Below are 22,125 nucleotides of genomic sequence, written 5' to 3'. Positions count from 1 at the left end.
TTTAGTTGTATTGAGCGTCTTCCATAAAGGCTTCTATCCACATTTTGCATAGTGGTGAGCGAACAATGTCTTCAACTTGAAACTCTATAATAGGAACCGGTAAGTTTAATTTGTTGATCAGTTGTAGAACTTTGTGTAAGCCATTGGAGCCCATGATGTCAGATTGCATAATATCGCCATTGATGATGACTCGTGAATTGTCGCCAACACGGGTAACAAACATTTCCATTTCTTTCGGACTAGTATTTTGTGCTTCATCTAAAATAACAAATGCATCATTAAACGATCGTCCGCGCATGGTTTCAAAAGGGGCTATTTCTAAGTTGCCGTTTTTAAGCATGGTGTCATAGGTTCCGTCGCCTAATTGCTGCCGAATAACATCGGTAAATGGGGCCACCCAAGGCGCCATTTTTTCAGTTAACGTGCCAGGGAAAAACCCCAGTGACTCCGATGCAGATACATTAGGCCGTGTTAAGACAATTTTGTTAATTTCGCCATCAAAATACATACGTGAAGCTAGCGTAGCCGCTATGTATGTTTTACCTGTACCGGCGGGGCCCATCACGCAAACCATATCATTTTCAAAAATGGCTCGAATATACTCTTTCTGGGTGAAATTTTTAGCCAATATTTCCGGGCGGTTATCAACGACATAGAACTTTTCCTTTTTACGACGGGCGCTCATAAAGTTATCTCCAGATCATTTAGGGGGGGTAAAGCGAGTGATGATTAAGTATTAGGTCGAAAATAAGTAGATGGCTTGCTACAGCACATATGAAAATACTAAGTAAGCTGAAGAGCGCGATTAATGCACCCTTATCCATATTGTTTAAGCTTATTAGACTTATATGCCTGACTTTATTTTTCTTTGGTCTATTAAATACACCGTGATGGCTTATCGGTTGAGGCTTGTTATCTGCGCGCAAGTTTTTAGCAAAGGTGGCACTGTGAGCTAATGATGAGGGAGCATTAGCGACCAATGTCATCGACCTTGGTTTTTTTGAGTTTTGCTACTACCTGACGCAATCACGCTATTCATTCGAACAATCCCTGAAGCCAGTATTAAACTTAAATAGCTAATGTAGTGATGTTTTATCACAGTTCTTTAAAGCTGTATAGCCGTCATGACGGTTGATTTTGGGCTTATTTAGCTTGAAGGCTTTTTTTGCTAGACTAAGAAATAAGCATGGTCAGCTTTAGTATGGGTATTCTAAGTATTATTCTTGATATTTTACTGAGTAAGCATATAGAGCAGCCGTTAAACTGCACGATTAGTAACGAATATAAAATTGAGATATCAAGATGATGAAAGCATGTACAGCGGTATTGCCCAGTAAAAAACTAGTTTGGTTGATGCTTATTGTCTTCAGTCTTCTTTTGGAATCAGTTGCGTTAATTTATCAGTATGTTTTGGATTACCCTCCTTGCGTTGTGTGTATTCAAATACGAATTTTACTTGTTGCGATGATTGTCATTTCGTTAATAGGGCTGTTATTAAGGGCTTATATGTCTTCACGCTTTGTTAGTTTATTGGCCTTGTTAGCTGTGTGTGGTGTTTCTATCGAGCGCTCTTGGATGTTATTGGGCACAGAGCGGGGCTTTATTTTTGGCAGCTGTGGTTTCGATTTAGGCTTGCCAGCTTGGTTAGCGCTTGATGAATGGCTGCCGTTTGTTTTTAAAGTACAAACGACATGTGGTTATACACCTGAAATAGCGTTTGGCATTACGATGGCGGAAGCCTTATTGGCCTTTTTTAGTGTGATGGCCTTATTTATTGTTTATTTATTATTTGTTATTGCGAAACCAGCTGAATAGGGCTTTATCAACAATAGTGTATCGTTTAGAGCAATATTGCGATGCTAAGCAACAAGGGTATCGATACTACAACGGCAACATTGCTTGCTAGATAAAGTGGGTGTTTACCAATGCACTCTTTATGTTTTATCGCACCATATAAAGCAACGCATGCCAGTGGCATAGGCGTTAAGGCAATCCAACTTTGGCTGGGCAAATAACCAATCAAAACATTAGCAGTAATTATTAACATTGTTAAAAGTGTGAATAAACCGTAAATAAAATTACTTAGGTTAAAGCCGTAGGCAATTGGAAAGTGGTTGCGCCCTATTTGAGCATCGGCTTGTATATCGGGGTATTGATTAAGCAGTAATAGGTTATTAGCGAGTAAAAAAGGAATTACGCCAATGACAAAGCTTTTAGCCAAATATTCGCCGGTTAATACAAACTGGGTGCCCACGACCATCAAAATGCCAAAGCCTACCCCCGGTGTGAGGAGGCAAATGATGGGTCGTTTATTGATGTATTGAGTATATGTCAGTATTAAGCCTATTCCAATCAGCCCGATCGGCAATAATCGAATGCCACAGTGCGAGAGGAAAAAACAGCCGATCAAAGTGGTTAGAAGGAGAGAAAAAATACCAATATAGAAGACCATATTGGCATTGTCAGGGTGTTGAGGTAAGGCACCACTGCCACCTGAAAAAGGTGTTTTTATCGTGATTGAATCTAGCCCGCTTTTGAAATCAAAATATTCATTAAGGGTGTTGACGCTGATGTGGGTCAATAAAGCGCCGGTTAGTGCCAGCAACAGAATGGGAATGCTAATGTCTGGCTGGCTAGAGATCGCAATACTGGCTCCTAGGAACACACAAGCCATCGTTAAAATCAAGAACGGCAACCTCATCGATAAAGTGGCGACGGCGAGCATCATGGATTCAGAATGCTAAATTAGACGCAAGATTTTACAACACCACCATCAACGCGTACGGCAGCGCCGGTGGTTGCCGAGGCTAACGGGCTGCATAAATAGGTGACCATGTTGGCGACTTCTTGTGTATCAGCAAAACGTTTGATCAGTGACGAAGGCCGCATAGATTGGAAAAACTCTTTTTCGAATGCTTCAAACTCTTGACCGCCGCTGACCTGATCGACAAACTCAACCACGCCTTCTGAGCGTGTGGGGCCAGGTAATACAGCGTTAACAGTAATGCCGGTACCGGCACACGTTTCAGCTAAGCCGCGTGAAACTGCCAGCTGGGCTGTTTTGGTGGTACCGTAATGAATCATTTCTTGCGGAATTTGTATGGCGCTTTCACTACTAATAAAGATAATTCGCCCCCAGTTTTTTTCTCGCATATAGGGTAAATAAGCACGTGATAGTCTGACACCGCTGAGAACGTTAACGTTAAAAAAACGTTCCCAGTCTTCATCAGGAATATCCATAAAGTCTTTTGGCTCGAAAATGCCTAAGGCATTGACCAAAATATCTATGTGAGGGTGCTCGGCGGTTAGTTGATCACAGCCTTTGCTGGTTGAAAGGTCAGCGCTTATATATTCAATCTGTGCTTGCGGATATTCAGATAGGATTTTTTCTTTAGCCGCGACCAATTTGGCTTCATTTCTGCCGTTAATAATAAGCTGTGCGCCTTCTGCTGCGAGCGTTTTGGCGATGGCAAAACCAATGCCTTGGCTAGAGCCTGAAACGAGGGCTTTTTTATCTTTAATTTGTAAATCCATTATGTGTTTTCTCCGAGTGTTGTTGCTTTTTCCTTCGCTATAGCAATGGCATTGTTCACTGAGTTTGGGTCGGCTAAAGTGGGTTCTATCAAGACACTATTTATTTCCCTAAAGCCAATAAAGCCTAAAGCCATTTCTAGGTAAGTTTTTTGAAAATCCATGCCCTTCGCCTCAGGAGTGCTGTATTCGCCACCACGAGAATAAATGGCGGTAACCGGTTTTCCTGTCACTAACCCAAAGAAGCCGGTCTCGGGGTTAACGCTAAAAGTAAGGCCAGGTTGAGTGATGATATCAATATAGTGTTTTAACTTATAGGGGATGGAAAAATTCCACATAGGAACGCTAAGCAAGTAGCAGTCTGCGTTTTTAAATTGCTCAATAAGCGTAACGATCTGTTGCCATGCAAGGGCCTCAGCTTCATTGGGGTTTTGGCCGTGTAAAACACTGTATTTGGCATTCAGGCGATCGCCATCAAACTCAGGCAAGTTCATATCCCAAATATTTAATGTGGTAACAGTATTGTCTGCTGAAACTGATTTAAAGGCACGAATGTATGTATTCGCAACATCAGTAGAACTTGAGCGTTCACCGCGTGGTGATGCTTGAATATAAAGTAGTTTGCTCATGGTGTCCTCGTAAATTATTGAGTTGATATTTACCCTAACATCCCTTAACGAAGCTGTGAATTTTTTCATATTAGATGAAGCTAATTTGCGACGGGGTTTACAAAATTTATTTCAGTCGAACGATTAAAAATCTCAGAAATAGCATGGTGTTATAGGTAAAAATTAGATGACTGAAAATATAGCTTGCCAATAGAAAATTTTCATAGACAGCCACGAAGCATTATGATTTACTAATTAACGTTCGTTAGAATTTTGCGGGTAAACATAAATCCCACCTTCATAGGTCGGAGAAACTTCGGAGAAAGAGAATGGGAAATGCAAGTGTTATGGCGATACCGCCACTGGGCTCACATGAACTTGGTACGGAAGCTATTCCGTCCGATCATTATTCGTCGCAAGCCTTTTTTGAGCAGGAAAAGGAAAACATATTTAAGAAAACATGGTTGATGGTAGGCAGAGAAAGTGATGTTGCCGAGCATGGCGATTATATTACTTATTTTATTGATGCCTTAGAAGTCTCCATCGTCATCACTCGAGATAAGCATGGGCAAGTGAACGCTTTTTATAATGCGTGTACACACCGAGGGGCGCATGTTTTGACTGAACCATGCGGTAAAGCAAAATTTATGACCTGTGGCTTTCATGGCTGGGTCTTTGACGCTGAAGGTCAGTTAGCAGATGTGCCGGGTGAAGATCTTTTTGCTGACTTTGATAAAAGTAAATTGGGCCTTAAGCCAGTATCTGTTGATGTATGGGGTGGGTTTGTTTTTATTAACCTTGACCCCAAGCCAAGTGTTCCTCTGAAAGAATATCTACAGCCGCTTAATGAGTCTTTTGACAAGTACCTAGGCAATAAAGATTGGACGTGGAGCTATGGCTGGCGCTCTACATTTAATGCCAACTGGAAATTATTGGTGGATGCACAAATCGAAGGCTACCACGTTGATCAGACACACCGTAATACCATCGCGGGTGCTATCCCGGGTACTTATGCGCCAGCTGATGTTTATCCAGACAGTATTGGCGTGCCGGCAAGAGTTTGTGCATACCGGCCGGAGGAAATGATGGGTATACAAACAGACGTTGCTCTATTGTCGGCCAAGCACGGAGCCACTTCTTTGTACACAAAGTCTGAAAATGAGTTTAGCGCAGATGATGGCGCGGGTGTTTTAAATGATGATCATCCGTTGTGGATTTTTGATGCTTATTTATTATTTCCTAACGTCGTTTTATTTATCCAGAAAGGCCAAATTCTAGTTCAAAGAACGCTGCCTATTTCGCCCGATAAGTGTCTTTGGGAAGTAGATTTCTTCCACACCGGTGAAATAGAAAACTTTGGCCAATTGTTCAATTCTGAACAAGGTCGTATTCAGATTAGGGATGTATTAACCGAAGACTTGTACACGGCTGAAGGCATTCAGATGAACTTTAATGCAGGCATCATAAAAGAGATCCATATTAATAGGCAGGAAATCCCTATTCGTGCTTATTACCATCGTCTTATGAGCGCAATGAAAGGAACAGGAGAATAAAATGAGCAACGCGATAGCACGCCCAGATACCAGTGATATTGAGGCTGAAATAAACAAATGGGCGCTTCCAACCACAGAAGATAGGCTGGTAAAGCGAATGAATAGCACAATGGATGAGATTAATTCATTCCATTATGCAATGTTACCAAAGCTGCCTGCGATCATTGATTACTTAAACCAATTTAAATTGGCTGACTTATCAGAAGAGGACCTTAAGCTATCAAGAGCAGCTCTTGCCATGTGTGAGGTTGATAATGCGGTGTATAAATGGAAAGCACCGATTTTAAACACCGGCATCGATACGTTGAGAATGGTTAAAAAGTCAGGCTTTAGCGACAGGGTTATCTTATGAGCGGTCGTCTAGCAGGAAAGGTTGCTTTAATAACAGGTACCGCAGGTGGTCAGGGCCGTGCAGCGGCAGAAATGTTTGCCGCACAAGGCGCAAAAATTGTTGGCTGTGACGTAAAAGAAGGCGAGCACGAGGAAACAGTTCGCCGGGTTGTTGATGCGGGTGGTGAAATGGTCAGCCGTGTTGTTGATTTAGGCGACGAAGATCAAGTAAAAAGCTGGATAGATTTTGCAGTAGAAAGCTACGGTGATTTTGATATTTTATATAACAATGCGTCCGCCGTACGTTATGGCAAGATTGATGAATTTTCAACCGAAGACTGGCACTGGCTAGTTCGTAATGAGCTGGATTTGGTGTATTACGCGATCAAACATGCCTTTCCAATTATGAAACGCCGAGGGGGTGGCAGTATTGTCAATACTGCGTCTGCCGCAGGTGTTATTGGGTCTACTTTTGCAGGTCATATCCATCAATTTGCACATTCCATGACAAAAGGCGGGGTGATTGCGATGACGCGAACATTAGCGGCAGAGTTTGCCGATGCCAAAATACGCGTTAATAGTATTTCCCCAGGATTAATTGAAACCCCCGCATTTGCTGTTTTCCCAGATAAAGCGCTGTTGAAGAAAATGATCGATGACATTATGAAACTACAGCTGATGGATATATTAGGGCAGCCTGAAGATATTGCTTATTGCGCACTCTATTTGGCCTCAGAAGAATCCCGCTTCGCGACGGGGCAAAATTTTTGTATCGATGGTGGCCTCACGGCTATTTAATTAAACAATCACATAAGGAATGAACATGATTAAGCTTTATCATATAGAAGCTGAAGGGGATCCCTTCGGTGGCTCACGAAACGGTTGTAAAGCCGTTATTGCATTAGAAGAAATTGGTGTGGGTTATGAAATCAATGCATTAGATCGGATGGCTGATTGTCGACCTGCCGATGCGCCTTACCGACAAATAAATCCAAATGGTGTCACACCCACGATAGATGATAATGGTTTTATTCTTTGGGAGTCAGGCGCTATTCTTCAGTATCTAGCCGATGCAAATCCGTCATCTGGCTTATTACCAACAGATTTAAAAGAACGTGCCAAAGTTCTACAGTGGGTAGCGTGGGAAGGAGCATCCTTTGCGCCGGCTTTACTCAACTTCTTTTTCGCCATGACCGCGCCTGAGCCAGATGAAGCAACTGTTGCCAGTACCAAAGAAGCTTTCCTAGGAACGTTAGGTATTTTAAATAAGCAATTAGCAGGGCAAGACTATATCTGTGGTTATTACTCCATTGCCGATATCGCTATTGGCGCGATTACCTCGCTATCTTTTCTTCTTGGTCTTGATTTATCACCCTACCCGAACATTTTATCTTGGTTAGCTCGTTTGCGTGAAAAACCATCTTGGCAAGCAGCGCCAGCGGTAATGTCGGATATGGAGGCTGGTAAAGAACAAATTGGTTAATAGTCAATTCGAGTGCTTAGCCAAGGTATAGCGCTTAGGGAGGATAAGAGATGAGTAAGTTTGATTATAATAAATTAATAGATAATGAAGCGGCGCTGCAATCACGCAGTATTTTTTGGGAACCAGAGATTTATCAAGAAGAGCTAAAGCAGATCTTTAATCGCTGCTGGCTTTTTTTGGGACACGATAGCCAATTACCTGAAGCAGGCGACTTTTTAAGAACTTACATGGGCGAAGACGATGTTATTGTCGTGCGTGGTGAAGATGGTGAGGTAAGAGCCTTTTTGAATGCCTGTAGTCACCGAGGTAATAAAGTGTGTCATGCAGAGTGGGGTAAAACAAAAGCCTTTACGTGCTCCTATCACGGTTGGGCGTATGACAATATGGGTGAGCTGGCTGCCGTGCCGCTAGAAGAATCAATCTATGACAATTTGGATCGTAGTAAGTTAGGTTTGGTACCGGTGGCTCGGGTACAAAACTACAAGGGAATGATCTTTGGTACCTTTGCCGAAGAAGGCCCGGACCTAGTGGAATACTTAGGCGACATGGCCTATTACCTAGATGTTGTACTCGATGCTTCACCAGAAGGGATGGAGCTTATCGGCACGCCATACCGAGTAGAAATACCCGGTAACTGGAAGTTACCCGTAGAAAATGCGATTGGTGATGGCTACCACGTGGCTTGGGCGCATGCGGGTGCTATGCGAGTGGTGGGCACTATTGGTCAAGGACGGAGTGAATCGGTTCTTGGTATTGGCAAAGATAACACAGGCTTTGATGACTCAGGACAAATGCAAGTGGCCATACCGCCACATACTATTTTATCGACGTTAGATGGGCAATCCGGTTATGCGCTATACGATAACCCTGGGCCGTGTATAGAGTACCTTGAGCAAGTGAGGCCAAGTGTTGTCGAGCGTTTAGGTGAGGTGCGTGGCAAGCAACTACTAGGCTCAGAAACACATATGGGGGTTTTCCCTAACTTGCAAATTATTCAAGGTTTAAACCTGCTGCGGGTTATTCATCCGAAAGGCCCTGGTGCTTTTGAGGTGGCAACCTATTCTATGGCGGATAAAAACACACCTGATGAGGTGAAAGATATTATCGTTAAACATGTCGGTCAAACATTTGGTTCAGCAGGTATATTAGAAGGTGATGATGGTGATTTTACCGAAGCGATCACACACTCTCCCAATGGGTATGCAACTAGGCAAATGAAGGGTTGGCTGGGTATGGCTAAGGGGCGAACAATGAATTGGGATGGGCCTGGAGAAGCCTCCCCGGGTATTGTTAATGAGCTTTGTCAGCGAGAGTTTTATGCGCAGTGGCAACGAACTATGTTGGCTGAATCAGCCAGCGATATTTTGCCGCAAGCACCGGTACAGAAGGAGTCTGTCAATGGCTAGAAAACAAAAAATAGCGCCAGTGGGCAAAGACACAGATATGCAAACAGCTTATCGAATAGAACGGTTTTTGGCAGCTGAAGCACGTGTTTTGGATGAAGAACGTTACGATGATTGGCTGACCATGTTGGATGAAAACATTGCTTATAAAATGCCTATTCCAATGAATACTTATCGAAGGAACAGGCTAGGCAAAAGTTCCATTTGTGAAACGATGATCTACGATGAAAACTTTGAAAAGTTAAAGCAACGGGCAGCCAGAGAAGATACCGGCATGGTTTGGCTAAACGACCCAGCGACCCACCATGTTCGTACCGTAACAAATATTGAGTCGTTTTGTACCGATGAGGCGAGTGTTTACGATGTACGAAGTAAATTTACCTTGTTGCGCGCAAGACGCGATAAAGACCATATTAGCCATACCGGTACACGTAAAGATTTGTTGCGTGATACTGGTGATGGCCTGAAGTTAGTCGCAAGAACGGTGTTTTTACCTGCGCGGGTGATCGTCGACAAAAACTTAAACATGTTTTTCTAAGCATAAAACTAATTTAATTAAGGAGTCATAATGACAGCACGAATGGAAGGGCATAATGCCATAGTGACAGGTTCATCATCGGGAATGGGGCGTGCAACAGCACTTCGTTTAGCTTCAGAAGGGGCCAGTGTGTGTTTGGCAGATATTAATACAGAAGGTAATGCCGAAACGCTGGAATTAATTAAACAACAAGGTGGGCGTGCCATTGCACAATACTGTGACGTGTCAGATGAAACACTGGTAAAAGAAATGACCGCCTCGGCAGAAGCGGCTTTTGGTTCGGTCTCTATCTTATTTAATAATGCCGGTTTTGAAGACGGTGATGGCAATACCGATGAGCTGGACGTTGATGCTTGGGAAAAAGTGCAGTCAATTAATACACGAGGTGTATTTTTGGCCGCTAAATATGCACTTAAAAGTATGATAGCGGGTGGCAAAGGCGGCTCGATCACAACAACATCCTCTATTGGTGGGCTGATAGGTACACCCGGCGGCCTGCATTCTTACTGTGCTTCAAAAGGGGCGGTTATCTCATTAACTCGTTCATGGGCCGTCACGTATGCGAAGCATAAAATAAGAGCAAATGCTATTTGCCCAGGCCTTGTGTTAACCTCTATGGTTAAGAGAATTGGTCCAGAGTTTATAGAGGCAGCCTCTGGTATGACACCGTTAGGTCGGGGGGCGGAGCCAGAAGAAATTGCCAATTTAGTGGCGTTTCTTTCAAGTGAAGAATCACAGTTTATTACTGGGGCGATTATCCCCATTGATGGTGGGTATACGGCACAATGAGTCAATATCCAGCCTTCTCGTTAGATTTATTTCGCCTAGATGGGCAGATCGCGCTGGTTACTGGCGCGGGCTGCGGGTTAGGTAATGTATTTGCGCGCGCCTTGGCTTCAGCAGGCGCAACGGTCGTGTCGGCAGATATTAATTTGGCATCAGCGGAACAAACGGCTGAAGAAGTTCGCCTGTTGGGTGGTAAGGCTTTATCAGTTGAGGTTGATGTCAGTGATGTTGATTCAGTGGCGGCAATGAATAGGGCGGTACTTCAGGCATATGGCAGGCTAGATATTTTAGTGAATAATGCAGGTATCGCCAGTCCAGCAGATCGAATACATGAGATGCCAGTAGAAGACTGGGACCGTGTGAACGCGGTTAATACTCGGGGGGTATTTCTGTGTACTAAAGCAGTGCTTCCACAAATGATGGCACAAAAGAAAGGTTCTATTATTAATATTTCTTCGGTGGCTGGTTTGGGTGGTGTATCAAATGATTTGTCTGCGGTGGCTGCGAATTACTCTGCTTCTAAAGGGGCGGTAGCAACGTTGACCAAACAGATTGCTGTGGAATATGGGAATGAGGGTATTCGTTGTAATGCGATAGCGCCAGGCTGGCATTTGGGTACGCAGCTAGGCCGTGAAGCATTGCCGTTAAGTGAGGCTGATATTGCTGCGATGGTAGAGAAACTGCACGGGTTAACGCCGTTGAATAGAACAGGCGACCCTGAGGAGTTGGCTGGTTTATTGGTGTACCTAGCTAGCGATGCGGCTTCTTTTATGACGGGGCAAGTGATTGCGCATGATGGTGGTTGGACGGCTTGGTAAATTTAATACGTCGATAATAAAAAAGGGCTGATAGCGCACCCCTTTTTAGTATTCTAATACAGCGCTTGTATTGCCTTGCTTGAGCTTTAGCGGCATTAAACGTGCGCTAATAGTTAGCTTAATCAAATTGATAGGCTGAAACGTTAACGCCCATAACATTGTCTTGGAATATGTTTTTGCCTTGGTTGTTTCCGCCCGCTCCAGCAACGACCATTAACGGCAGTAGGTGTTCTTCCCGTGGGTGTGCTTGTCGAGCGGAAGGTGCGTTGAGCCAGTTGCCAAGTCGTTTGTTTCGTTCGTCGGGTTTAGACTCACAGGTGTTTGTTAGCCAATGATCAAATGTGCCGGCATGATTACCAATATCTTGCCCCTGCATTAAGGTGTCCATATTGTGAAAGCTCATACCACTGCCGAGAATGAAAATATCTTGTTCTCTTAAAGATTGAAGTGCAGCGCCAACTTGAATATGGTAAACGGGGTCTAAGTTATGTTGTAAGGACACTTGAACAACCGGAATATCCGCATCTGGAAACATCACTTTTAAAGGCACAAAGGTGCCGTGATCATAGCCATGATCGGGGTCAAGTGCACAGTCAATATCTGCATTTTTTAAAAGCGCTTGTATTTGCTTAGCAAGCTCTGGCGAGCCTGGAGCAGGGTAAGTCAGTTCGTAAGTATGTGGTGGAAAACCGTAGTAATCAAAATATAGCGGCGGGTGAGGCTGCGAGTTGATCCTAATAACGTCTTCTTCCCAATGCGCAGAGATAACAATAATGGCTTTTGGTTTTCTCGGAAGAATTTTATGAAGATTTTGTAACCATCCTTTCATGGTGTCCCACGTATCTGCAGGGCCACGCGTCCAATCCATAAAAAAACAAGGGCCGCCTCCATGAGGGATGTAAATAGTTGGAAAAATTGGGTTGGACATAAGCCTTAAATAACTATTGAATTAGGTAAGATATGATATATCATCTAACGCTTAAGTAACTAAAAAAAGAGGGGGTTTAAATGAGTGATTCGAGAGTTAAGCTGTCGTGTGTATCCGTTGCGCTGCATTGGATTGTCGGCATTTCAATAATTATGTTGGTAGCCGTTGGTGTGTACATGACCGATTACAAGGTGTATGCCTTGTATCCTATCCATAAGTCGGTAGGAATGATTGTTTTTATCTTTATATTTGCACGTGTGGTCTGGCGTGTGAAGCAAGGTTGGCCGGAGCCTGCAAGTACCTATAAATCATGGGAGCATGCACTGTCTAAACTGGTACATTGGACGCTTATTATTGCGACAGTAGTGATGCCTGTTTCAGGAATGTTAATGTCGGGTCTAGGCGGGCATGGGCTTTCTGTTTTCGGCTTAGAGCTCTTGGCTGCAACACCAAATCCTGATGAGGCTGGAAAAATGATCCCTATTAATGGGCCTATTGCAGGGGTGGCGCACGAGACACACGAAATTGCTGGTAAGTTAATGTTTGTAGCATTTCTTTTACATGTATCAGGTGCACTAAAGCACCACTTTATGGATAAAGATGGTACTTTGAAAAGAATGCTTGGTCAGCGCATAGACTAAACATCAAAAGGGCGGGAAACCGCCCTTTTTTATTTGTTTGATTTTATTTAAACAACACCGATACACTAACGTGCTGTTGATTTCCAAGTCCTGTATAGATGGCAGTTAAACGACCTTTTTTTATAGGTACTGGCGAAGTAAGGCTACCAAGTGATAAGTAAGCGCCTGGCTTTAGAGGGTAATTTAAAGCCAATAGGCGATCTCTTAGCCAACGAATAACATTAACTGGGTTGCCCATCAGCGAGGAACAGGCGCCAGTTTTTAAATGGCTGCGGTCCTCTTCGTAGACGATGCCGACTTGACAGAGGTTTAGGTTTTCAATCAATTCCATTGGAATCGGTTCCCCCATTACTCCATAACGAGCGCCGGTATTAATCGCCATCAGCATGTCGGCTGTTAACGGTTTATCTGTTGAAAAAAGTCTATCGGGTACCTCGATAAAGGGAATAACTTGGTCAATAGAGGCGAGTATTTCTTGATCGGTTATTGCGTTATTGATGGCGGAATCTTTGATTCGTACCAATAAGTCAGCTTCTGCAAACGGGTGAGTGGCGGCGTTTATGTTGATTACGGCTGGGCTTTCTAGCAACATTTTATTTAAAAATATGCCTAGCAACGGATGCTCAATGCCCATTTTTTGTTGAATGTCCGGGTTTGTTATAGCCGCTTTGTACCCAGCGATGCCGCCCCAATTTTCCGATAAGGCATAGACAACGTGTTTTTGAATTTCTAGCGCCGTTTCTGTTGTCAGTCCGGGAATGGCATCGGCCTCAGTGTTATCAGTAAAGTGCTGATAAATATCCAACGCTGTACGTGGTACAAAGTTTTCTTGGCGCATAAAAAAGATAGCCACGGCGGCCACGGCAAAGATTAAAAAGGTAAATTTAAATTTCATAAGCTTTAACTGAAGAATTGAGTAAATACATGAGTGATGTCGTGATGGTCAGCGACCCCTGCGCTTTCGCGGATGCTATGCATTGCCCACATTGGGCAACCTACATCAACGGTTTGGATGCCTAGTTGTGCCGATGTCATGGGGCCAATAGTGCTGCCACAACCTAGGTCGGTTCGGTGGGAATATTGCTGATAAGCGACTTTAGCCTGTTCGCACAAATGAATAAATCGAGATTGAGAGGCACTGTTTGAGGCATAGCGAATATTCGCATTTACTTTGATAACGGGACCCTGATTAACGAATACCTTGTGCTCAGGTTCATAAGCATTAGGGAAATTAGGCTGATAAGCGTGAGCCATATCGGCGCTAATCATAAAACTATTAGATAAAGCGCGTTTATAGTCCTCGGTAGATAGGTTTAGTGAGCCTGCAATGCGTTCGAGTACATCGGGTAAGAAGCTGCCATCGGCCCCTTTATGGCTGTTGCTACCTATTTCTTCATGGTCAAAAAATGCACAAATATTAAATTGTTGCGAATGCAGGGAGGCGTCAGATATTAACGCACTGAGACCAGCGTGACAGGAGGCTAAATTATCGAGTTGACTATTGGTGTAAAACTCATCATTCAAACCGTATAGGGAGCCTGCCTGCGTGTCGACAGCATGTAACTCCCAGGCAGAAATAGTATCACTATTGATGCCCAGCTCCGTTGCTAACAGCTCAACAAGAGCCGGTTGTTCATTATCGAGTGACAGCAATAAGGGCAGCTCGGTTTGTTTATTAAGCTTTAAGCCATCGGTATTAACCTGCGGATTCATGTGTATAGCAAGGTTTGGGAGGCGTAGAAAAGGCTTTTTAAAATATACTAATTTGGAGAGTAAGGTGCCGTTTTGGTTGATATGTACGCGCCCTGCTAGGCTTAAATCGCGGTCGGTAAAGGTGGCTAGCAATGGGCTACCATAAATCTCTACAGCTAAACGGTTGATACCGCTTTGTTGTTGGTCTGGTTTAGGTTTTACCCGTAACCCTGGTGAGTCAGTGTGGGCGCCGATCAGCCTAAACCCCTCTTGAGCAAGGTTATTTGAACCGACGGTAAAGGCGATGATGCTAGAGTCGTCTCGTTTGACATAATAACGCCCATTCGGTTGTAATGCCCATGTATCACCCTCTAATAGTTCACTGAAACCTTTGTTATCTAGGATTTCTTTGCTCGTGTGAACAGCGTGCCAAGGGCTTGGGCTAGCATCGATATATTGCAGTAAGGCTTGGGCGTGTTGTTGGGCAGTTAACATGTTATTTCTTGGGGTCTAAATTGAGTGATGCGGAATTAATACAATAGCGTAAGCCTGTTGGTTGCGGGCCGTCTGGAAAGACGTGTCCAAGGTGGCTATCACATTGAGCGCAGACCACTTCAATACGGACCATACCGTGACTTTCATCTCGGTTTTCTTTAATAGCATTTGAGTGGATGGGCTTCCAAAAGCTTGGCCAGCCACTACCCGAGTTGTATTTGCTGTCGGACTCAAACAAAGGCGCGTCACAGCACTTGCAGAGATAGAGGCCCTCGGTTTTAGTGTCTACATAAATGCCAGAAAAAGCAGCTTCGGTGCCCTTTTGGCGGCAAATATTATATTCTTCTGCGGTTAATTTAGCTTTCCAGTCGTTGTCACAGTCTGTTTGCATGCGTTGACCCTTTGATGTTGATGAATAAATTATACCTGACAAAAAAGTGCTGGTTTATAACCAATCATTCAGTTGGATTCCAAAGCCTAGGCTATTGGTGTGGTTGTTATAGTCGAGAAGGCTCTCGCCGTAACCATTGAACCATTGCACATAGCCGCGAACATTATTATGTATCGGGAAGCTCCAGCCTAGTTCGATAGCACCTTTATTGCTGCTTGTTTTGAGGTTATTTCTGAATAGAAGTGAAAAACTATGTTGTTGTTTTTTATACACGCCCCTTAATTCAAAGTGACCTAAAAAGTCGTCAATATCATGGTTGTCATCTTGTGATTCACTTTCAGGAATACGGTACCAGGGTTTAAATGACAGGTAGATGTCGCCTTTTTCTAGGATAAAGTCTGTATAGAGGCGGTTCCAGCTTCTTGATAATAAGCCTGATTGGCCATTCGATTGATGGGTGAACCCCGTCAAAATGGCAGAGTTGCGGAACCCTAAAATTGTATAGTCGGTGTCGAACGAAAGCCATGTTTCAGCTTCATGATTGGTGTCACGAAAGGGGGAAGAGTGAGTTTTATTGAATTGCTGCCAGAAAGACCGGTTGGTGTATGCGGCATATAAATCCCCTTGCCCAAAGATAAGGTTTCGAGCGATGGGCAGTTTCATGCTGATTTGAAACTTTGTTTCTAGGTGCTGAAGATCTGGGTTAACGTCTGGGTAAGCGGCTTCAAATGGTGTTGTGCTAGGATCGCTGGTGTTATAGCTGGCAATAATGTAATTAGGTTTATGTGGCAGCAAAGAAAAAGCATTCCAACTGGCAGTTTTTTCTTGCAGTTGGCGACGCTTTAATGCAGAAAAATGCTCCTCCTCTGAAGCCATTGTGTCTTGGCATTGCTGTTTCAGTTCGCCCACGGTCATAGTGTTTTCTGCCGTATTGAGTAAATTGGACAAGCAAGTTGTCATCGGATTGTCTTCGGCAGCAAATAGCGGAGTACAGAATAAAGTCAGTACGGTAAGAAGTTTTTTCATAGTCATGATTTGGGTAATAAAAAAGCAGCTGAAAAAAGGTCAGCCGCTTTTTTTGTATTGTGAGGGTGGTTTATTGCTGTTTGGGTAGGCTATTAAAGATTATTTTAATCCAGTTCTCTTCGTTGATAAAACCACCACCCCAAGCGGCCCATTTGCTAGGTAATCCGGCCAGTTGGATTTGATCAAGTGTTTTACCTGAAGCGGCTTGCTGCTTAACGAACTGTGTTGTATCGGTTAGCATTGCGTAATAGTTTTTTAGCCCTTTCACATCCGATAGTTCGCCATGGCCTGGGATAACAAGCGCATCTTCAGGTAATGACTCAATTATTTCGCTGATATTGTGTGTCAAGGTAAAGGCATTGCCTCCGGTGTCTAAGTCTACAAAAGGGAAAAAACCATTAAAAAAATGATCACCTAAGTGAACAACATTGCTTTTTGGAAAATAGATGACAGCATCACTATCAGTGTGACCATGTGCATGGTGGATAAATTGAATTTCCTCATTATTAAAATGAATGTTAATGGCTTGTTCAAAGGTGATGATGGGCCACGCTTCTTTTGGTGAGGCCGGTGACTTCCCAAAGAAGTTTTCTTGGTCAGTCATTAAACGTTTCCTAGTATTCGTATGCGAAATAATGGTCGCATCTTTTGAAAAATAAGCGTTATTACCAGAATGGTCACCGTGCCAGTGAGTATTAAGAATAAAGCGCAGCTGACCTTTGCTGATATCGTTTAGTGCGGCATCAATTTTTTTGGACATTGGCCCCAGTTGGTCATCGACCAATAAAAGGCCATCTGGGCCAGCCGATACGCCAATATTGCCGCCGGCAAAGCCTCCAGCTCCTTCAAGCATATAAATATTACCGCGTACATGCGTTGTTTTAAGTGTGATGTTTGAAAAGACGTCTTCTGTAGATCCTGCATAAGATTGGCTAAAAAGAAATGCAGAAAGGAAGAATAAAAAAATCTTGTTGCCTACGTTCATTTATTGTCTCCGAGATTTTTTGTTTTATGAGTCATCATCCGGTGTTGGATGCCACCCAGAATACCATAAGTCAATAGGGATTATTTCAGGCTCGATACCATTTTTATGGAACCACGAATCAACAGCAAACCGTTTGCCAGAGTCCAACTGCTCGATGACCGCAGATGTATGCGGCCAACCGTTTAGGAAGAAACCGCGGTTAATACGATAGCCTTCTTTATGAAAGCGCATTAGCCCGCGCTCACGAAAGAGCCTTAGGTATAAAGTTGTGTTTGTGGCCTCATCAACGCAGTCCATTTGATGGCTCCGGTCTTGAAAAAAAGCGGCGAACGTACCCGGCAAGTCGTCTTGAGTGTGTGTTATCTCACCAATAAACGTTTCCATTTGAGCAATGGCCAGTGATAGTTGCTGGCGTTCTATTTTAGCTGATGCTGCTTTAGGTGAAAAAAGTTGCTCAATGGTGAACCATTGAGCGTCGTCGAGTGTTACAGTCTGAACTGTTTTGCAACCATAGCCATAACACACCTCAAAGGCGTCAGCGGGTACTGTCACCAGTTCTTTTTTTGGCAAGGCGCAACCGGCCAGTAGGGTTAAAAAGCCAAGCCCGATAATAAAAGAGGTAAGCGCAGGTTTGTGCATTAAGCCAATGCCTTAGCGACTAATTTTTCTAAATGAGGCGGTAAGGTTAAGGCTAACGCCGCTTGGCGGCCCTTATCCGACATTTTTCCCCAAGTTTTTTGCACAATGTCAATTATTTTTTCTTCACTATGTTTGTTGGCAAAGGCATCGAAATAATGGTTTAAAAAAACCAAGCAAGACACGTCTTCCAATGTTTGTGCCTCAGGGTCAGATTTAAGCCTCTTTTTTTGAATAATACTGTTTGCTCGTTCAATGTCGGCGTCGTCATAGCCACTTTCTTGCATCGCGTCGACTAAAATTTTTGCATGTAATTTCGCCAGCTCTGTGCGCCACGTTAAATAGCCCGTTAAACCGGCAGGGTAATCTTTTCGAGCTAGTTTCCAACGACACACATGCTGGGCATAGCAAGCTAAGGTGAGAGCGTCAGATGCGTTTGGTTCAAAAGCCTGAAGGGTTTTTAGCATGCGTTGTGAATATAGCGCTTCTGTGCCGTTTGTTGGGTCGTTAGCATTTGCGAGGTCAATGCGTTGCAGTGTTTGTTGTAATTTAGTTGTCATAGTGTGTTGAGTTGCTGTTTGATGGGGTTAGCGTAGGTGCCGATCGTAGGCGTGTATTCTTACTTCTCATAAAGGTAATATAGCAAGAAAATTCAATTTAAATGGGAGAAGCTGATGAGATCTTGGGTGATGCTATATGGGGTGGCTAGTTATGCTCTATTTTGTGCGGTCTTTGTCTATTTTATAGGATTTGTTGGCGGCTTAGGTGTCTCGAAGAGTCTCGCAACACAGTCGACAGAATACTCCCCTTATGCCTTAGTGGTGAATATTGGCTTACTACTCATATGGGGAGTGCAACACAGTGTTATGGCGCGTGGCTGGTTTAAAGACATGATATCGTCAGTGGTGCCGCATCAAGTAGAGAGAAGCACCTATGTACTGGCTTCAAGCCTTGTGTTGGCGATGCTTATGATTTGTTGGCAGCCAATGAATGGCATTGTCTGGCAAATAACAAACAAAGCTGCCATAACACTAGTGTGGTCGGTGTTTGCTTTGGGTTGGGTGGTGGCTCTTCTTTCAACATTTTTAACCAACCATTTTGATCTATTTGGCTTGCGTCAAACGTGGTTGTTTTTTGTTAATAAAACATACACTCAGGTTAAATTTAAAGAGCGTTTATTTTATCAATGGGTTCGTCACCCAATGATGTTAGGTTTGTTAGTAGTATTTTGGTCCTTACCAACGATGACTATTGGGAATATCGTGTTCTCAATTGGCATGTCAGCCTACATTTTTATTGGGATTTACTATGAAGAAAAAGATCTGGCTAGAACCTTGGGTCGGTCTTACACAGATTACCAGCAAAGAACAGCGAGAATTCTGCCAACAATTTATTAGCAAAGGTGGTTTAAGGGCATTGCTAAGCTAAGCCCTTGAAATTTTTAATATATGATCTAAAATAGCTTCACCTTGAATAAGGAACGCTGCGACAGGATCTTCCTGCTAGGCTTATTCAAACAGTCAAATTTTAACTGCGTTCATTATTAACAGGAAACTGAAATAATGAGCATGGTGTCTAGATAAAACGGTGAGTTTTTATCATCTGCCTAACTGGCAACATCCATATAGCCCAACTTTTAGTGCCTATTTTTAAACCGAAGAGGCGAGTTTACTATGAGCAAGAATTTTATTTTTACATCTGAGTCGGTATCTGAAGGACACCCAGACAAAGTAGCTGACCAAGTGTCAGATGCGATGTTAGATGCCTTATTAGAACAAGATGCCTCATCGAGAGTCGCCGTTGAAACAATGGTTAAGACCGGAATGGTGATTTTAGCCGGTGAAGTAACGACAAATGCATGGGTCGATACCGAAGAGCTAGTACGTCAAGTCGTTAAAGATATTGGTTACGACAAACCAGAGATAGGCTTTGATTGGCAAAGTTGTGCGGTGCTAAATGCTATTGGCAAGCAGTCTCACGATATTGCTATTGGTGTGGATGAAAGCGAAGAGCATGAGCAAGGCGCTGGCGACCAAGGGCTGATGTTTGGTTATGCCTGTGATGAAACTGATGTTTTAATGCCGGCACCGGTCACCTATTCTCACCGATTGGTACAGCGCCAAGCAGAGGTGCGTAAGAATGGCGTATTACCGTGGCTGCGCCCTGATGCGAAAAGCCAGCTGACCCTGCGTTATGAAAACAATAAACCAGTGGGTGTAGAAGCGATCGTGTTATCGACACAGCATGCACCCGAGATCAGTTTGGCCAATTTACGCGAAGCGGTGATTGAAGAAATTATTAAACCGGTATTGCCAGATGCGTGGTTTGCCAGTTGTTTGTCTGAAAATATTCATATTAACCCGACAGGCCAATTTATTATTGGTGGCCCTGTGGGGGACTGCGGCTTAACAGGTCGTAAAATTATTGTAGATACCTATGGTGGCATGGCACGCCATGGCGGCGGCGCATTTTCTGGAAAAGATCCTAGTAAAGTAGACCGATCTGCTGCTTATATGTGTCGATATGTTGCTAAAAACATTGTTGCAGCGGGTTTGGCGAAACGTTGTGAAATACAAGTTTCGTATGCGATTGGGGTCGCCAAGCCAACATCCATTGCGGTTGAAACATTTGGTACTGGGCTTATCGACAACGACAAAATAGCTGTACTGATCGGCGAACATTTTGATTTGCGCCCGAAAGGCTTAATTGCAGAATTGGACTTATTGCGTCCGATTTATCGTCCAACCGCAGCCTATGGACACTTTGGCCGTGAATTACCCGAATTTACTTGGGAGCGCACAGATAAAGCCGAGCTATTAAGAGATGCGGCTAAATAGTCAGGCGCACCGACACACAACAATTTAGAGAGATAAAAAAATGAGTTTTACAGATTATAAAGTAGCTGATATGTCATTGGCTGAATGGGGTCATAAAGAAATAGCCATTGCTGAAAGCGAAATGCCGGGTTTAATGGCCTTACAAGAAGAGTTTGGTGAGAGTAAGCCATTAGCAGGTGCGCGCGTTGCAGGCAGTCTACACATGACCATACAAACGGCGGTACTGATCAAAACCTTAGTCGCTTTAGGAGCTGAGGTTCGCTGGTGTTCTTGCAATATTTTTTCTACACAAGATCATGCAGCAGCGGCAATTGCCGACCTTAATATTCCAGTGTTTGCTTGGAAAGGTGAAACGATTGAAGAGTATTGGTGGTGTACAGAGCAGATGATGACTTGGCCAGAAGGGCAAGAAGCGAATATGATTCTTGATGATGGTGGTGATGCGACCTTGTTACTGCATAAAGGCGTTGAGTTTGAAAAAGCGGGTGCGGTACCAGATGCACAAGCAGGTGATAACGAAGAATGGGTTGCCATTCTAGAGGTCTTACGTCGCAATTTACCGCTAGCACCAAATAGATGGCAAAACATGGCTAGCAGTATTAAAGGTGTAACAGAAGAAACAACCACAGGTGTACATCGTTTGTACCAAATGCAAGAAGCTGGTGAGCTGCTTTTTCCAGCAATGAACGTGAATGATTCTGTGACGAAAAGTAAATTTGATAACCTGTACGGTTGTCGTGAGTCATTATTAGATGGCATTAAGCGCGCTACTGATGTGATGATTGCGGGTAAGATCGCCGTTGTGGTGGGTTATGGTGATGTTGGTAAAGGTTGCGCGCAAGCTTTTAAAGGCATGGGTGCAAGTGTTTGGGTGACCGAGGTTGACCCTATTTGTGCATTACAAGCAGCGATGGAAGGTTATCGCGTCGTACGAATGGACGATGTGGCCGACCAAGGTGATATCTTTGTGACAACAACGGGTAACTTGGGTGTAATTAATCACGACCATATGCTGGCGATGAAAAATGAAGCGATTGTTTGTAATATTGGTCACTTTGATTCTGAAATAGATATTGCGTCGCTTGAAAAATACGAGTGGGAAGAAGTAAAGCCACAAGTGGATCACGTCATTTTCCCCGATGGCAAGAGAATTACGCTGTTAGCAAAAGGCCGTTTGGTTAATCTTGGCTGTGCAACAGGACATCCAAGTTTTGTGATGTCGGCATCATTTACCAACCAAGTCATGGCGCAAATTGAGTTTTTCTCAAATGGAGATAACTACAAAAATGAAGTCTATGTGTTACCTAAAACCTTAGATGAAAAAGTAGCGCGTTTGCACTTAGAGAAAATTGGCGTAAATTTAACCGAGCTTACGCAAGAGCAAGCTGACTATATTAATGTCCCTGTTGAAGGACCGTATAAACCACATCACTACCGTTACTAA

Annotated in this window: 25 protein-coding genes and 1 riboswitch; of the genes, 13 read left to right on the top strand and 12 right to left on the bottom strand. The window is 43.6% G+C overall.

What is annotated here, in order from left to right; translation table 11 throughout:
- Window position 1: 1 nt before the first annotated feature.
- Entirely contained in the window at window positions 2-685 is a 684-nt protein-coding gene (locus CYCPU_RS0111255) for a PhoH family protein (RefSeq protein ID WP_015006985.1), read from the bottom strand.
- Between the two features lie 617 nt (window positions 686-1,302).
- Between CYCPU_RS0111255 and CYCPU_RS0111250 the strand changes: the two genes are divergently transcribed.
- A complete protein-coding gene (locus CYCPU_RS0111250; RefSeq protein WP_020931891.1) occupies window positions 1,303-1,815 on the top strand; it encodes a disulfide bond formation protein B in 513 nt (170 codons plus the stop codon).
- Between the two features lie 25 nt (window positions 1,816-1,840).
- On the opposite strand, the gene CYCPU_RS0111245 is transcribed toward CYCPU_RS0111250, so the two are convergent.
- The 3 genes from CYCPU_RS0111245 to CYCPU_RS0111235 are packed head-to-tail and all read right to left on the bottom strand — an operon-like array spanning window position 1,841 to window position 4,160.
- The gene (locus tag CYCPU_RS0111245) at window positions 1,841-2,728 is read right to left on the bottom strand and encodes a prenyltransferase (RefSeq protein ID WP_020162755.1); all 888 of its coding nucleotides are present in this window, start codon (window positions 2,726-2,728) and stop codon (window positions 1,841-1,843) included.
- A 17-nt stretch (window positions 2,729-2,745) separates the two neighbouring features.
- Window positions 2,746-3,534 carry an SDR family NAD(P)-dependent oxidoreductase gene (locus tag CYCPU_RS0111240; protein WP_020162754.1) on the bottom strand — a complete coding sequence of 263 codons (789 nt, stop codon included), beginning with the start codon at window positions 3,532-3,534 and terminating at the stop codon, window positions 2,746-2,748.
- On the bottom strand, window positions 3,534-4,160 hold the full coding sequence (locus tag CYCPU_RS0111235; RefSeq protein ID WP_015006981.1) for an FMN-dependent NADH-azoreductase: 627 nt from the start codon (window positions 4,158-4,160) through the stop codon (window positions 3,534-3,536). Before CYCPU_RS0111235 ends, CYCPU_RS0111240 begins: the two co-directional genes overlap by 1 nt.
- A 308-nt stretch (window positions 4,161-4,468) precedes the next feature.
- On the opposite strand from CYCPU_RS0111235, the gene CYCPU_RS0111230 reads away from it, so the two are divergent.
- The 8 genes from CYCPU_RS0111230 to CYCPU_RS0111195 are packed head-to-tail and all read left to right on the top strand — an operon-like array spanning window position 4,469 to window position 11,050.
- Window positions 4,469-5,692: an aromatic ring-hydroxylating oxygenase subunit alpha gene (locus tag CYCPU_RS0111230; RefSeq protein WP_016390799.1), complete on the top strand. Its 1,224-nt coding sequence runs from the start codon at window positions 4,469-4,471 to the stop codon at window positions 5,690-5,692.
- A gap of 1 nt (window position 5,693) precedes the next feature.
- On the top strand, window positions 5,694-6,044 hold the full coding sequence (locus CYCPU_RS0111225; RefSeq protein ID WP_015006979.1) for a hypothetical protein: 351 nt from the start codon (window positions 5,694-5,696) through the stop codon (window positions 6,042-6,044).
- Window positions 6,041-6,820, top strand: coding sequence for an SDR family NAD(P)-dependent oxidoreductase (locus CYCPU_RS0111220; protein ID WP_020162753.1), 780 nt, complete (start codon window positions 6,041-6,043; stop codon window positions 6,818-6,820). The genes CYCPU_RS0111225 and CYCPU_RS0111220 overlap by 4 nt, the downstream gene beginning before the upstream one ends.
- A 25-nt stretch (window positions 6,821-6,845) precedes the next feature.
- Complete coding sequence (locus CYCPU_RS0111215; protein WP_020162752.1) at window positions 6,846-7,505, top strand: glutathione S-transferase family protein; 660 nt, start codon at window positions 6,846-6,848, stop codon at window positions 7,503-7,505.
- A 50-nt stretch (window positions 7,506-7,555) separates the two neighbouring features.
- Window positions 7,556-8,911 (top strand): aromatic ring-hydroxylating oxygenase subunit alpha, encoded by a 1,356-nt coding sequence (locus CYCPU_RS0111210; protein ID WP_020162751.1) that lies wholly within the window; start codon window positions 7,556-7,558, stop codon window positions 8,909-8,911.
- Window positions 8,904-9,446, top strand: coding sequence for a 3-phenylpropionate/cinnamic acid dioxygenase subunit beta (locus tag CYCPU_RS0111205; RefSeq protein ID WP_015006975.1), 543 nt, complete (start codon window positions 8,904-8,906; stop codon window positions 9,444-9,446). The genes CYCPU_RS0111210 and CYCPU_RS0111205 overlap by 8 nt, the downstream gene beginning before the upstream one ends.
- 30 nt (window positions 9,447-9,476) lie before the next feature.
- Window positions 9,477-10,235: an SDR family NAD(P)-dependent oxidoreductase gene (locus tag CYCPU_RS0111200; RefSeq protein ID WP_015006974.1), complete on the top strand. Its 759-nt coding sequence runs from the start codon at window positions 9,477-9,479 to the stop codon at window positions 10,233-10,235.
- Window positions 10,232-11,050, top strand: coding sequence for an SDR family NAD(P)-dependent oxidoreductase (locus CYCPU_RS0111195; RefSeq protein ID WP_020162750.1), 819 nt, complete (start codon window positions 10,232-10,234; stop codon window positions 11,048-11,050). The genes CYCPU_RS0111200 and CYCPU_RS0111195 overlap by 4 nt, the downstream gene beginning before the upstream one ends.
- A gap of 118 nt (window positions 11,051-11,168) precedes the next feature.
- Here the strand turns inward: CYCPU_RS0111195 and CYCPU_RS0111190 are convergent, their stop codons facing one another.
- Window positions 11,169-11,978: a DODA-type extradiol aromatic ring-opening family dioxygenase gene (locus CYCPU_RS0111190; RefSeq protein WP_026362680.1), complete on the bottom strand. Its 810-nt coding sequence runs from the start codon at window positions 11,976-11,978 to the stop codon at window positions 11,169-11,171.
- A gap of 80 nt (window positions 11,979-12,058) precedes the next feature.
- Here CYCPU_RS0111190 and CYCPU_RS0111185 point away from each other — a divergent pair, with 80 nt between their 5' ends.
- Window positions 12,059-12,619 carry a cytochrome b gene (locus CYCPU_RS0111185; protein ID WP_020162748.1) on the top strand — a complete coding sequence of 187 codons (561 nt, stop codon included), beginning with the start codon at window positions 12,059-12,061 and terminating at the stop codon, window positions 12,617-12,619.
- A 43-nt stretch (window positions 12,620-12,662) separates the two neighbouring features.
- Here the strand turns inward: CYCPU_RS0111185 and CYCPU_RS0111180 are convergent, their stop codons facing one another.
- The 7 genes from CYCPU_RS0111180 to CYCPU_RS0111150 form a co-directional block, all read right to left on the bottom strand.
- Entirely contained in the window at window positions 12,663-13,514 is an 852-nt protein-coding gene (locus CYCPU_RS0111180) for a 2-keto-4-pentenoate hydratase (protein ID WP_020162747.1), read from the bottom strand.
- Between the two features lie 5 nt (window positions 13,515-13,519).
- On the bottom strand, window positions 13,520-14,806 hold the full coding sequence (locus CYCPU_RS0111175) for a M18 family aminopeptidase (RefSeq protein ID WP_015006969.1): 1,287 nt from the start codon (window positions 14,804-14,806) through the stop codon (window positions 13,520-13,522).
- Window position 14,807: 1 nt separating this feature from the next.
- Complete coding sequence (msrB, locus tag CYCPU_RS0111170) at window positions 14,808-15,197, bottom strand: peptide-methionine (R)-S-oxide reductase MsrB (RefSeq protein ID WP_020162746.1); 390 nt, start codon at window positions 15,195-15,197, stop codon at window positions 14,808-14,810.
- A gap of 54 nt (window positions 15,198-15,251) precedes the next feature.
- Window positions 15,252-16,157: a phospholipase A gene (locus tag CYCPU_RS0111165; protein WP_020162745.1), complete on the bottom strand. Its 906-nt coding sequence runs from the start codon at window positions 16,155-16,157 to the stop codon at window positions 15,252-15,254.
- A 136-nt stretch (window positions 16,158-16,293) separates the two neighbouring features.
- Complete coding sequence (locus CYCPU_RS0111160) at window positions 16,294-17,208, bottom strand: MBL fold metallo-hydrolase (RefSeq protein ID WP_020162744.1); 915 nt, start codon at window positions 17,206-17,208, stop codon at window positions 16,294-16,296.
- Window positions 17,209-17,232: 24 nt separating this feature from the next.
- Entirely contained in the window at window positions 17,233-17,847 is a 615-nt protein-coding gene (locus CYCPU_RS0111155) for a hypothetical protein (RefSeq protein WP_020162743.1), read from the bottom strand.
- Window positions 17,847-18,404, bottom strand: a complete 558-nt coding sequence (locus CYCPU_RS0111150) for a DUF4202 domain-containing protein (protein ID WP_015006964.1) — start codon at window positions 18,402-18,404, stop codon at window positions 17,847-17,849. Before CYCPU_RS0111150 ends, CYCPU_RS0111155 begins: the two co-directional genes overlap by 1 nt.
- A 114-nt stretch (window positions 18,405-18,518) precedes the next feature.
- Between CYCPU_RS0111150 and CYCPU_RS0111145 the strand changes: the two genes are divergently transcribed.
- From CYCPU_RS0111145 to ahcY, 3 genes are all read left to right on the top strand, one after another.
- The gene (locus CYCPU_RS0111145; protein ID WP_020162742.1) at window positions 18,519-19,241 is read left to right on the top strand and encodes a methyltransferase family protein; all 723 of its coding nucleotides are present in this window, start codon (window positions 18,519-18,521) and stop codon (window positions 19,239-19,241) included.
- Between the two features lie 72 nt (window positions 19,242-19,313).
- Window positions 19,314-19,390, top strand: a riboswitch (S-adenosyl-L-homocysteine riboswitch).
- Window positions 19,391-19,517: 127 nt separating this feature from the next.
- Complete coding sequence (metK, locus tag CYCPU_RS0111140) at window positions 19,518-20,681, top strand: methionine adenosyltransferase (protein WP_015006962.1); 1,164 nt, start codon at window positions 19,518-19,520, stop codon at window positions 20,679-20,681.
- Window positions 20,682-20,721: 40 nt separating this feature from the next.
- A complete protein-coding gene (gene ahcY, locus CYCPU_RS0111135; RefSeq protein WP_020162741.1) occupies window positions 20,722-22,125 on the top strand; it encodes an adenosylhomocysteinase in 1,404 nt (467 codons plus the stop codon).

The organism is Cycloclasticus pugetii PS-1, from assembly GCF_000384415.1.
GTDB lineage: Bacteria > Pseudomonadota > Gammaproteobacteria > Methylococcales > Cycloclasticaceae > Cycloclasticus > Cycloclasticus pugetii.
Note: the sequence above shows the minus strand (reverse complement) of the source record. Positions and strands in the feature narration are given on the sequence as shown.